Raw genomic sequence first — 12219 nt, forward strand, 5'->3', positions numbered from 1 at the left:
ATTGGCTCGCCTCCCATAGTTCCGGGGCTAAATGCTCCTCAGTTAGGTCGTACTCGTACATCCCCGCCTGGACTCGAACCAATAGCAGCCAGACCCATAGGAGTGCCGGATCTGCCGGAACTGCCAGTAGACAAGCGCCCCCCCCAATGGAGAGACCCCAATGCCAGGGTAGCAAGAGGTCCTGGCACCGGTCGTCCTGGAACTGGGCCAACAGGAGGTAGACCGCAAGATGCGCGGAATCCGCAGCCTCGCCCTCCAGCACCCCCGCGCCCGCCCCAACCAATAGCAGCGAGACCCATAGGAGTGCCGGATCTGCCGGAACTGCCAGTAGACAAGCGCCCGCCCCAGTGGGTAGACCCAAATCCCCCACCTCCTCCCGTCATCCCAGTAATTCCGCCACCGCCTTCTACTGACATCGCTACAGGCACTGAAGTCAGTGGGGTGGTAAAAGTCGGGAACGAGACGCAAGTGATTGTCAAAGTACCGAATGAACCAACTAGCCGATATGTCAAAGTCGGGCAGCGGTTGTCTAACGGGCAAGTTCTGGTGAAGCGGGTCGATCTCAAGCAAGGAGCCGATCCGATCGTGATTCTGGAGGAAAACGGCGTTGAGGTAGCCAAAGGTGTTGGCGAAAAACCCGCAAGTCGCCAACCACAACCGGCCAATGCAGTTATTAGCCGTCTCCCAAATCCGAATAGCTCAGCGCGACGCTGAAAATTGACAGTAAAGCAGGAAAAATGCTAAAGGCAAAAATTAGAGTTTTTGCCTTTTTGCATTTAGGGCAGATATCGAACCTGAAGGTAAAATTAGTAAAGGGATTAAAAAATAGAGGACTTTTCAGCAAGTATTAGCTTCTAGAAAATCCCTATTAGTAATTGAAGTTAAAGGAGATCGATCATGCTCAGTTCAATTCAAAAATTAGGGATGGTGATATTAGTTGCTTCTTGTATCGGCAGCGCCACTAATCTCTTGAATCCCCAGCCATCAATAGCTCAACCAGCACCAGAAGAAGGAAAACGCTCTCCCTTCTGCCAGGGAAACCCTCCTACGGGAAGAGTAAAATGCAATTACGAGGGAGGCGATAACTACGAGGGAAACTTCGTCAACGGCCTGCCCGACGGCACTGGAGTCTACGTGTACGCTAATGGCGATCGCTACGAAGGAAATTTTCGGAATGGAGTGCCAAACGGTAGAGGGACATTCATTTTTAAAGATGATGCCCGCTACACAGGCGTGTTCCAAGACGGCACAATGAGATCTGGGACGGTCGTTTTCCCCAACGGCGAGCGCTACGTCGGAGACTTCGCAGTCGTCAGGAACGTTCAGACTGATGCCATTAGCAGCCAACCATCAGGGCGGGGTCAATTTTTTTATACCAATGGCGATCGCTATGAAGGACAATTCTTTGCAGGCTCACCCTTTGGCCCTGGGGTATTGGTGCGGGTAGACGGCACTCGCTGTTCCGGCAGATTTTTTAATCAAGAACTAGACGCTAGTGTCACCTGCACTTTCCCCAACGGTACGCGCTATGAAGGAGAATTGCGAAAGGGAGTGCCTCACGGTGTGGGAACGATGATAGATGCTAGAGGTAGGCGCTTTCCGGGGGTATTTCGCAACGGCAAGCCCGGAGTTTCGTAAAGGATAAATGATTGAGCTTTTCAGTCAAGTTTTGACAACAAATGGGACAAAAGACAAAGGACAGAAGAAGATAATATCTAACAGCGCATAGGAGCAAGTTGATTGATGATTTCCCGTTCTTGGACCAGTGGAATCGCTTTATTAGTTGCATCAGTGTTGGGAATTGGTAGTTACGCTACTTATCCCTTGCCCTCAATGGCGCAAGGAACAGAAGCTAGAACCGGCCGCTGCGTGCCAGCTATCGCTACAGGTAGAGTTAGGTGCGATTATGACAGCGGTGATAGCTACATCGGACAGTTCGTTAACGGTTTGCCCAGCGGCACTGGGGTATACATATATTCCAACGGCGATCGCTATGAGGGGCAGTTCCGTCTGGGCAAACCAAATGGCCGAGGACAATTTATATTTAAGGACGACGCCCGCGTCGAGGGTATATTCCGAGATGGCAAAGTTAGTTCCGGCACAGCTATTTTTACTAATGGCGATCGCTATGTGGGGTCGTTTTCTCTCGATCAAAAAGTAGGCGTGCCCACGGGACAAGGGCAATTCATTTTTGCCAATGGCGATCGCTTTGTGGGTCAATTTTTAGGGGGCAAGCCTTTAGGTACGGGAGCGTTCACCCGCGCTGACGGCAGTCGGTGTTCGGGACAGTTCTATACTCAAGAACTTGATGGCAGGGGTAACTGTTCGTTCTCCAACGGTATCCGCTATGAGGGAGAGTTACGCAAGGGATTGCCTCACGGCAAAGGCACAATTATCGATACCAGAGGCCGGCGAATTCCGGGAGTATTTCGCGACGGGCAGCGGCTAGAGCAATAAACTGGGAATATTTGTTAGTAAGGGCAGGTTGATGGCTAATGTTTTTTGCACAAAACCTGCCATTGCTAGGTTTTAAAGCCACAACTATTGATAATGTATGACCGGCTTTTTCTCAACCGAATTGCTAATTTTAAATATCCACTTAATCGAGTTAATGGAGGCGTTTTGATATGACAACTACTGCTTCTGCTTCCGGCCGCACCGGCCAATTTCCCTTCGACTTTGCCCCGCAGCGGACTCAAGATGCTGATTTGTTGCGACAACTCAATTTTGTGCCCGGTTTGAAGGAAGTCTTGACTTTGCGCCAAGTTCATGCTTTGGAACACGCTACTGTTTGGGTACTAAGCCAATCGTTTGGTGCGACCACAGCAAGAGCCGATAATGAGTTATTGGGCGGAATGTCCACAGACCAAGGGTTTTTTCTTTATGGGCACGTTAACATTGCACAGTTGCGTCAGGCAGTGCGCGAGGCTTTGCACCGGATTGCCAGCGGAGAGTGGGATTTAGCTGTACATCCCCGCTGTGGCACGAATTTGTCGGTGGCAATGCTGCTGACTGCAGGACTTGCTGTTGGCATCAATTTAGCCCTGCCTCGCGGGCCCATTCTGCAACTGTTAGGTTTGGGTGCGGCGGCGGCGGCTGCTGCTCAGTTAGCTCCAGATGTGGGAGCTCTAGCTCAGCGGTACGTCACAACTGCTATTCCGTTTAATTTGAGTGTTGTTGATATTACTGTAAGTCACGACTTCTGGGGACGCGAAGCTCATTTTGTGCGGGTGCGTTGGGTTGAATAGTTGCACAGTATCAAGCCCACCTCAACCAACAGAATACCCAGAGCCCCGACTTTTTTAAGAATTCGGGGTTCTGACAGAAAGCTCCTAAATGCGATCGGGATCTACTCCTAATTCTCGCAACCTCGCCGCCAATCTTTCCGCCCGTTGGCGCTGCTCATCAGCTTGCTGCTCAAGTTCCTGGAACCGAGCTTGTTCTGCTTTAATCAACCCTTCAACTAATGGCGGAGACAGTATTTCATTCACTGATAATGTCAGATTTGGAAAGACTACAGACACCATTTGTTGCCCCGGCACAAAATCTGTTTGTGTATAGATGTCTTCACCTTCAGGAAAGGCTAAAACTCGCACCAGTTCTTTGTTAGGTGTAGGGTCAACAATTACATATTCGGGCACGTTACCTAGTTCGTACTCAGCTCGTTTAATCACATAATCGGCGCGCCGATTTTGACTCACTACCTCTATCACTAACAGCGGCTTTTCCTCAAAATCGAGGATACCAGCACCTGGTCTAGAACCAGCTTGTTCCAAAAGACTTTGAGTGCAAACAACTACATCAGGAATCCGAGATGTATCTTCTTCTGTTCTCACTCCTAAACCTGTTTTTGCTACTAAGTCAAGATTGTGTTCCGCTAGGTAACGCTGCAATTTGTAAACTAAATACTCGCAAATTTTGATATGTAAAACTGTGGCGGTTGGCATCGGAATTAATTTGCCTTTGTACAGTTCATATTGTAGATCGGAATCAGTTTGATAAAATCGGTATTCTTCAAAGGTCAAGGTGGGTGAAGTATCAATTTGCTTTGATTCAACAACTGGCACTACAGATTGAGACATATCTTTTCACCGATGTCGATATCATTCTATTATATTCAATCTGCCTCGCTCTGGGTGCATTTGCGGTTAAATATTTCCAATTATCGATCGCACTTGCCGCCAGAATTGTCAGAGAATAGTTGAATAGTGTAAAATCAACTTTGCGATCGCCCCGACAACTCGACATCACCCTTCCTTACACCATCCGAGTTCCTATGTCAATCAAAAAGATTCTTTCCATAGCGCTGTTAATTTTCATCCCCATTTCCATCGCCGCTGAGTATTTGCACTGGGGTTCCCTTGCAGTTTTCATCACATCCGCTTTAGGCATTATACCTCTGGCGATTTGGTTGAGCACAGCAACAGAAGAAGTGGCGATCGTTACAGGCCCCTCCATAGGCGGCTTATTAAATGCAGTCTTCGGCAATGCTACGGAATTAATTATTGCAATAGTTGCCCTGAAAGCCGGCTTAATTGACATTGTGAAAGCCAGCATAACCGGTACAATTATCAGCAACTTGCTCTTAGTCATGGGATTTTCCATGCTGTTAGGAGGAATCCGCTACAAAGAACAAGAATTTAAGCCAATAATCGCGCGGGTGAACGGTTCCACAATGACTCTAGCAGTGATTGCCATCCTGCTGCCGACAATGGTAATTTATACCTCCAATGGAGTCGAACCCGCAGCCATTCAGAATCTTTCGTTAATAACTGCGATCGTCCTAATTGCAGTTTACGCTTTAACTCTGCTATTTTCATTAAAAACTCATAGCTATCTTTACGATGTTGGCTTAGTAGAACTAGAGTCAGAAAATTCTCAAAATACCAAAGAGGAATCTACTACACACAAACCGAATTTATGGTTGTGGATTGGAGTGCTAGTTGCCTCAACTGTTGCCGTTGCTTTTGAATCAGAAATATTCGTGGGTGTTGTCGAAGAAACTACCAAAGGATTGGGATTGACGCCGCTGTTTACAGGGGTAATTCTGTTGCCAATTGTTGGCGGCGCGGCCGAATATGTAACTGCGGTGGGAGTGGCGATGAAAAACAATATGGATTTGTCAGTTTCTGTGGCGATGGGTTCGAGTTTGCTAGTTGCTTTGCTGGTAGCGCCGGTGTTGGTGATTATCGGATTAGTGATTCATCAGCCGATGGATTTAAACTTCAATCCGTTTGAAGTAGTTGCAGTTGCCATCGCAGTGACAATTGCTAATCTAATTAGTCTCGACGGGCGCTCTAATTGGCTCGAAGGAGTGCTGCTTTTAGCAACATATATCGTGTTAGGAGCAGCATTTTACTTTCACCCAATTACTTGAACCAACAATTTTATTGGAGGGGCAATCGCCCGTGGTTGCCCAGGGCGGTTTCGTTCTCACGAAAATCAGGCTTTTGACTCTTGTAGTGCCAAGAATGCCTAGCCCCCACAGACGATTTCACAGGCGTTTGGGACATGGGGGCAGCCACGGGGGGCAGCCCCTACAAGAGAATGAAACAGCGCTGCGTGGTTGCCCCTATTCCGTGGAAAATAACTTATCTTGTTTCTGGTTTGTTATTCCTCTTTGTCTTCTGGCCTTAATTAAATAAAATAATTTTTGGACAGAAAGTAGTTAGGGACAGCGACATTGTTGAACAGGAAAACACTCTTGTCTGCAACTTCTTTTTCTGCCTTTACGATCGCGACAATCAGAAGTATCCCGACATTCTACCCGATCTTGACAAATTTGCTGACGGGGAAAAGTACCTAAGTTTTGTATAGAAACTTCAGCCGTAAGCGCACCCTGTTCTATAACTTGGTCATTTTCTTTGATTTCATAGAGAAACTTATTTTCTCCCTCTAAAACCGAAAAAGTTCTTGTTTTGTGACTGTTACCCAACTTAAATCCAAAATCCTCGGAAAACTCACCTTTGTTGTAACCTCGGTTTGTGTAGGGATAGGGGTTAGTTTCCATGCCATCTGTCACATTTTTAATCATTACCCTTCTGTTAGGGCCGGGAGGAGTTTTGCTGGAGACAAATCGAGCGCTTTGCGAATCAGGGGAGAAGACAGTACCGGCACAGGGGCCTACATATTCAGTGCGCTTAAATTGAATTAAATTAATATTAAAAGCGTTTTCGTTTTTGACCCTAAATTGTGCTTCGCTACTCTGCTGGCCGCTGACTGTGAAAGCTGCTAGCGTCAAAAAAATTGCCCCCATAAAAATAGCTAAAAATTTGATTTGTGGCCTCCCCATAACAAATCTGGCGTGTTCCATCTCTCTCTACCTCTCAGGTGAATAGATAGCATTTTGTTTAGAAGTTATTTTAACTTGAGAGCTGATGTGTTGTCAAAGTAGATAGTGTAGGTTGGGTTGAGGAACGAAACCCAACATCCAATTAATGAGTGTTGGGTTTCGTTCCTCAACCCAACCTACAGAATTACGAACTTAACTACCAAGTTACTCGATCGCGCCATCTCTCTAAAATCTTGTCCCCAATGCCCTGAACCCGTGCCACGTCGTCCAAAGAGGTAAAAGGTTGCTGTTGTCGCGCTGCAATAATTCTCTCGGCTAACTTCGGGCCAACCCCAGGCAAAGTTTCTAATTCTTCCTGACTCGCTGCATTCAAATTAACTAACTTTTTTCCGGCAGCAATTTGAGGTTTAGCACTCGCAGATTTTGATGCTGCTTGTAGTGAATCGCACTCTTTTTTCTTAGCATCAATTCTCTGTTTGATTCGGGCGGGAATTCCCAAGGTTGCACCTTTGTAAAGCCGATCGAACTCCCGCTCAAAATGGGCCGCAACTGTGGGACTCTCGATCGCCAGCAGCGCCTCGTCATTCCCGTGATTTGCCGCCTCACTCCAGTTGTGAGAACCTGTAAGCACCGTTTTGCCGTCCACAACGCCGAATTTGTGGTGCAGGCGATCGCCCATTGGTAACAGCGGCACTCCCACCGTAGTCAGCGGCTTTCTCCAAGGGCGATTGTCAGTTTCTAACTTGCAATCTTGCATCAAAGTCGCACCCATCATATCCAACCCTTCACTGTAAGAGCGATAAATAAAATTAGAGTCAATTAAAGCTCGCACCGCAACTCCCCGGCTAGCTTGAATTTCCAAAGTATTTGACAACCGCTGAGCCGAAAATACAAACAATGCCAAATCAACCGACTTTTTCGCACTACCCAAAGTTCGATTTATCAAACCGTTGACACTGTTTTCCCAAGGCAAAGTCTGGGAAATCGGCGAAAATTGCACCGCCACTGTCGCATTCCCTACTCTTACTTTTTGCACTTGACGCAACGGCTTTTTGATGCCAAACTTGCTGTCCGGTTTGCCTCCGGGCCCGTCGCCCCACATGATGTTAAATTCTTGAGTAAATAGTTGCGCTATTTGAGCATTTTCAATTTTCAGCAAATTGTTCGCATTGCCGCGACTTTCTGGTGTCTTGAAATCGCCATGTATATCGCTTGTGGTAAAATTAGCAGAAGTGACGATTACGGTTTTGCCGTCAATTACCACAAATTTGTGGTGCATCAAACCGCTGCCTTTACTGCCGTCAGCAGTATCGTCAATTACAGGAATACCCGCATCTTTGACAATTACCAAAGCATCATTTTGCTTGATTTCATCGGCGCTTAATTTACCGTCTTTATTGCGATCGGCAAGTTGCACAAATTCGTTATAACGATCGCGCTCTCTTTCCGGTAATTTCGCCAACTCCTGAGCTGTAAAATCGCTCCAAGGGCGACTATACATATGTTCGACAATTAATCTCACTTTAATTCCCGATCGCCCTCGATCGGCCAAAACCCTCGCAATACCGGGCAAGCGAAACTCCTGAACCGCAACATCTACCGTCGATCCAGCACTAGCGATCGCCACAGCAATCAAGTTTTCTAAATCATCTCCAGGTCTAGTTTGCTGGCGGTAAGGCTCTGTATAACTCGAAGCGATCGACTGATTGAAGTATACTTGCAACAAGGGGTCTTGAGGCAATGGAGCCAGACTGAGAGGTAAATTCTGCACGTCTTGCTTTGTTTGTCCGCAGCCCGCCAGATTGATCGCCACCAGCCCAGCACAACAGAAACCGAGTAAATGATAATACAATACAGCCACAAAATTTTAATAAATATAGAGGTTATTAGCCTTCTCACAGTTCAAAGCTATTGGATCAAGTAAAGTTACAACCTATTAAATTTATGCAAGGGAACAGATTTTGCGTCTTGTAGAACTGCCTCGATGCCGGAAGCATCACTGGTAAGGTAGCAGCATTCAGGGGCGTGGGTCAAACCCTATACCGCTGCTTTATGGCTAAAAGAAAAAGAATTTTTCCGTGCGGTCACAAAGGATATGGTAAAGCGTGCCATCGCTGCACGCAAGAGTTGGTGGCGCAGCAGCATTACGTTGAAGTCCTGACACAAAAACAAACCAAAAAACAAGAGAGGGAAGCATCATTTGCTAGAGATATCATCGATCTCAGAGGTCTGCCCGACCACGTAGTCACTAAAGCCCGAACAATTATAGCAGCTTTGGGCGAAAATAAGAATTACAGAGATTTCGGCGGCAAACGCCTGCGTCACAACCGTTTGATAATCAGTATTCCTGTAACTCGCAACTACAGAATGCTTTGTGAAGATTGCGGCACTTTCTTAACTCCCCAAAAAGTTTTGTCCCATGAAGACTACAACGTCTGCAAACCAGGAAGTTAGTCATCAGTTATTGGTTTTATTGGCTATTGGTAGCCACTCACAACAGTCAACAGTCAACAGTCAACATTCATTAATTAGTTATTTATCATGCAAATTTACCTCGACTATAGCGCCACAACACCCGCCCGCCCAGAAGCGATTCAAGCCATGCAAAAAGCCCTGACTCAGCAGTGGGGTAATCCTTCCAGTTTGCACGAGTGGGGACAAAGGGCGGCGACAGCTTTAGAATTAGCAAGAATGCAGGTTGCTAGCTTGATTAACGCGCTACCGGAATCGATAATTTTTACCAGTGGCGGCACTGAAGCGGACAATTTTGCAATTATGGGAATTGCCCGTCTTTATACCAAGCCGCAGCATATTATTATCTCCAGCGTAGAACATTCCGCAGTAGCAGAACCCGCGCGACAACTCGAACAGTTGGGATGGGAAGTGACGCGCCTACCAGTTGATAAATTGGGGCGAATTCACCCTTTGGATTTGCAAGAGTCGCTGCGATCGAATACAGTGTTAATTTCCATCATTTACGGACAAAGCGAAGTTGGCACGCTGCAACCAATTGAGGCATTAGGACAAATTGCGCGCGATCGCAATATCATGTTTCATACCGATGCAGTTCAAGTTGCTGGCAAGCTGCAAGTTGACGTGCAGAAACTGCCCGTAGACTTGCTTTCGGTTTCCAGTCACAAACTTTACGGGCCACAAGGTGCGGGGGCGCTTTATGTGCGTCCGGGAGTAGAATTAGTGCCAATGTTAGGCGGTGGTGGTCAAGAATTGAAACTGCGTTCTGGGACGCCCGCAGTGCCGATAATTGTCGGTTTTGGGGTGGCGGCGGAGTTAGCATTGCAGGAAATAGATGTGGAAACACCGAGGTTAATTGCATTGCGCGATCGACTTTTTGACCGATTATCCCACGTACCCAGTTTAGTACCAACGGGCGATCGATATTGTCGGCTGCCACACCACGTCAGTTTTTGCATTGTTTCTCCCGACGGCGACACAGGAGTAGTGACGGGTAAAACTTTAGTGCGACAGCTAAACTTAGCAGGAATTGGCATTAGTTCCGGTTCTGCTTGTAACAGCGGCAAACTGACTCCGAGTCCGATATTATTGGCAATGGGATATAACAAAACTAAGGCCGTTGGCGGCATTCGCTTGAGTCTGGGACGGGAAACCACAGAAGCTGATATTGATTGGACTGCAAGTGCGATCGAGCAAATTTTGGATAGATTAATGCCCAAGGTAGCATTATCTAGGCGTTAGGAAGGATTCCGATCTTGAAAACACGTTTCCCACAAAAAAGCCGCTTGATATCATTTACACTAAAATAAAATCACCATCTATTTTGGGGAAAAAGCAATGGTTACAAAACTGCAATCTCCCGACAAACAAAATATCATCTACCCCGACGATAACGGCGAACCAATGTCAGATAATACCGAGCAGTTTCGATTAATCGTTTGGATTAAAGAAAATTCTGAACTATTGTTTGCGAATGACCCGAATGTTTTTGTCGCCGGCGACTTGCTTTGGTATCCCGTTGAAGGAAATAATAAACTTTGCCAAGCCCCAGATGTGATGGTAGTTTTTGGTAGACCAAAAGGTTATCGTGGTTCCTATCAACAGTGGAATGAAGATAATATTGGGCCACAAGTTGTGTTTGAAATTTGGTCGCCGGGAAATCGGCCCGCTCCGATGATTCAAAAGTTCAAATTTTACGAACGTTATGGTGTGGAAGAATACTATTTGTACGACCCACAAACATTAGAATTAACAGGATGGCAACGTCAAGAGGAAGAATTAGAAGCGATCGAACAAATAGACGGTTGGATCAGTCCCAGACTGGGCGTGCGGTTTCAATTATCTGAAACGGGACTAGAAATGTTCGGCCCTGATGGAGAAGCGTTTATGAGTTTTGTGGAACTCGCTCAATTGCGACGACAGGCCCAAGCGCGGGCTATTGAGGCAGAGCAACAAGCTCAGCAAGCCGAGCAACTGCGACAACAAGCAGAGCAACTGCGACAACAAGCAGAGCAACAAGCTCAGCAAGCAGAGCAAAGAGCCACTGACACAGAAGCTTTATTGGAACAAGAACGATCGCGATCGCAAGCTTTAGAATCAAGACTCCGAGAAATGGGAATCGATCTAAATCAATTGTAATAGATGATTCGGCGATTGAAACCGCCGAGTCCATTCTTTCTACGCACAACCAAAGAAACCGGGTTTTTTCCAGAATCTTCGCCTGTAACCAAATATTCTCGCAAAAACCCGGTTTCTGGCCACCCACCAAGCATGATAAAATAAATCCCGGTGTTATTCACAACTCCCCACAATGGACGAAACCCGCGCCCAAGCCTATCTGCAATTAATTCACACTCTGCTGAATGCCCCCAAAGGAGACGAACCGCAAATATTACAGGATAACTCAGAATTACTCGATCGCGGATTTCTGGAAACGTGCGAGTTAGTAGCATCAACCTTGGCAGAACAAGGAGGCGAAAACGGCGCTAAATTCCTCCGACACCTAGCTAGTTACCTAGCGCCACTCATCGATATGAACGATGACGTAGATAGCAATAACTCGAAGAGTGAAAATTTCCAAGAGTATGCAAATTTTTTCCTAGAATTATTGCAAGCAGAACAAGATAGCAACGGGGATATAGCAGTAATTTACCCCATGCTGGAAGGGCGACAACATCTCCTTAATGCCAGTTTTGCCGAGACTTTACAGCAAGTGGCGAAAAAGTTAATTGCTGGCGAAAACTCAGAAACAATTAGCTCAATTATCGGTCTTATTGAAAATTTGAGTATTCATATTAGTGAGTTTCCCAGTGGGAATAAAGGGAATAATATTCAAATTGCCATTGCGGGTTATGAAATAGTTTTAAATAATCGGGAACCCGGTAGCGAAAAATGGACGCAAACCCAAAATAATCTGGCTACTGCCTACAATAACAGCACAAAAACAGGCGGTTGAAACCGCGTCTACACAAACCAAGTCTGCCTATGCGGACAAGCGAGATAATTCAGAAGTGTTGAAATCCTCGATCGATCTTTAATACAGTATCAGGATAAATGCCGCTGCTATCAGTCAACCAGATATCGGTACTCTCAGTAGCGCTTCCCACAATCGCGGCTCCATTTCCTATTTTTTCTACCAATAACTGAGCGCTGGTTATTGGCAAAAACAGCACTAACTCGAAGTCTTCTCCGCCGTATAATGCCCAATCTAAAGCTTTTTCGGTTGATACAATTTCTCTGAAAATATCGGGAATTTGTAGTTTTGTACGATCGACTTTTGCGCCAACACCGCTAGCCCGACAAATTTGAATAATCGCATCAGCTAAACCGTCGCTGCTGTCCATTCCGGCGATTGCAATTGGGGATTGAACCCCCCCCGGCCCCCCCTTAGCAAGGGGGGGAGAATTAACCCCCCCCGGCCCCCCCTTAGCAAGGGGGGGAGAATTAACCCCCCC

The 12219-nt window shown here is 46.6% G+C and carries 11 protein-coding genes and 2 pseudogenes; 9 read left to right on the forward strand and 4 right to left on the reverse strand.

Going from position 1 to position 12219, the window contains the following annotated elements:
• The 4 genes and pseudogenes from QUB26_RS10600 to QUB26_RS10615 all read left to right on the forward strand — a co-directional run.
• Positions 1-714: pseudogene (locus QUB26_RS10600) on the forward strand (hypothetical protein); the annotation flags it as partial.
• A 183-nt stretch (positions 715-897) separates the two neighbouring features.
• Positions 898-1638: an MORN motif-containing protein gene (locus tag QUB26_RS10605; RefSeq protein WP_333057631.1), complete on the forward strand. Its 741-nt coding sequence runs from the start codon at positions 898-900 to the stop codon at positions 1636-1638.
• Positions 1639-1743: 105 nt separating this feature from the next.
• Entirely contained in the window at positions 1744-2457 is a 714-nt protein-coding gene (locus QUB26_RS10610) for an MORN motif-containing protein (protein WP_333057632.1), read from the forward strand.
• A gap of 170 nt (positions 2458-2627) precedes the next feature.
• Positions 2628-3248 (forward strand): DUF6391 domain-containing protein, encoded by a 621-nt coding sequence (locus QUB26_RS10615; RefSeq protein ID WP_333317840.1) that lies wholly within the window; start codon positions 2628-2630, stop codon positions 3246-3248.
• 84 nt (positions 3249-3332) lie between these two features.
• Here the strand turns inward: QUB26_RS10615 and QUB26_RS10620 are convergent, their stop codons facing one another.
• Positions 3333-4082, reverse strand: a complete 750-nt coding sequence (locus tag QUB26_RS10620) for a Uma2 family endonuclease (RefSeq protein WP_333247465.1) — start codon at positions 4080-4082, stop codon at positions 3333-3335.
• A gap of 194 nt (positions 4083-4276) precedes the next feature.
• Between QUB26_RS10620 and cax the strand changes: the two genes are divergently transcribed.
• A complete protein-coding gene (cax, locus tag QUB26_RS10625; protein WP_333246111.1) occupies positions 4277-5377 on the forward strand; it encodes a calcium/proton exchanger in 1101 nt (366 codons plus the stop codon).
• Between the two features lie 291 nt (positions 5378-5668).
• Here the strand turns inward: cax and QUB26_RS10630 are convergent, their stop codons facing one another.
• Positions 5669-6313, reverse strand: coding sequence for a hypothetical protein (locus tag QUB26_RS10630; protein WP_333317842.1), 645 nt, complete (start codon positions 6311-6313; stop codon positions 5669-5671).
• A gap of 175 nt (positions 6314-6488) precedes the next feature.
• On the reverse strand, positions 6489-8153 hold the full coding sequence (locus QUB26_RS10635; protein ID WP_333317844.1) for a DUF655 domain-containing protein: 1665 nt from the start codon (positions 8151-8153) through the stop codon (positions 6489-6491).
• Between the two features lie 191 nt (positions 8154-8344).
• Here QUB26_RS10635 and QUB26_RS10640 point away from each other — a divergent pair, with 191 nt between their 5' ends.
• From QUB26_RS10640 to QUB26_RS10655, 4 genes are all read left to right on the forward strand, one after another.
• Positions 8345-8746, forward strand: coding sequence for a DUF7682 family zinc-binding protein (locus QUB26_RS10640; protein WP_333057640.1), 402 nt, complete (start codon positions 8345-8347; stop codon positions 8744-8746).
• An 87-nt stretch (positions 8747-8833) separates the two neighbouring features.
• Positions 8834-10006 carry a cysteine desulfurase family protein gene (locus QUB26_RS10645; protein WP_333317846.1) on the forward strand — a complete coding sequence of 391 codons (1173 nt, stop codon included), beginning with the start codon at positions 8834-8836 and terminating at the stop codon, positions 10004-10006.
• Positions 10007-10102: 96 nt separating this feature from the next.
• Positions 10103-10903 (forward strand): Uma2 family endonuclease, encoded by an 801-nt coding sequence (locus tag QUB26_RS10650; protein ID WP_333317848.1) that lies wholly within the window; start codon positions 10103-10105, stop codon positions 10901-10903.
• 172 nt (positions 10904-11075) lie between these two features.
• Positions 11076-11720 carry a hypothetical protein gene (locus QUB26_RS10655; protein ID WP_333317850.1) on the forward strand — a complete coding sequence of 215 codons (645 nt, stop codon included), beginning with the start codon at positions 11076-11078 and terminating at the stop codon, positions 11718-11720.
• Between the two features lie 49 nt (positions 11721-11769).
• Here the strand turns inward: QUB26_RS10655 and QUB26_RS10660 are convergent.
• Positions 11770-12219, reverse strand: a pseudogene (locus tag QUB26_RS10660) (thiamine-phosphate kinase); the annotation flags it as partial.

Origin of the sequence: Microcoleus sp. B4-C1 (genome assembly GCF_036705285.1) — a bacterium.
Lineage (GTDB): Bacteria > Cyanobacteriota > Cyanobacteriia > Cyanobacteriales > Microcoleaceae > Microcoleus.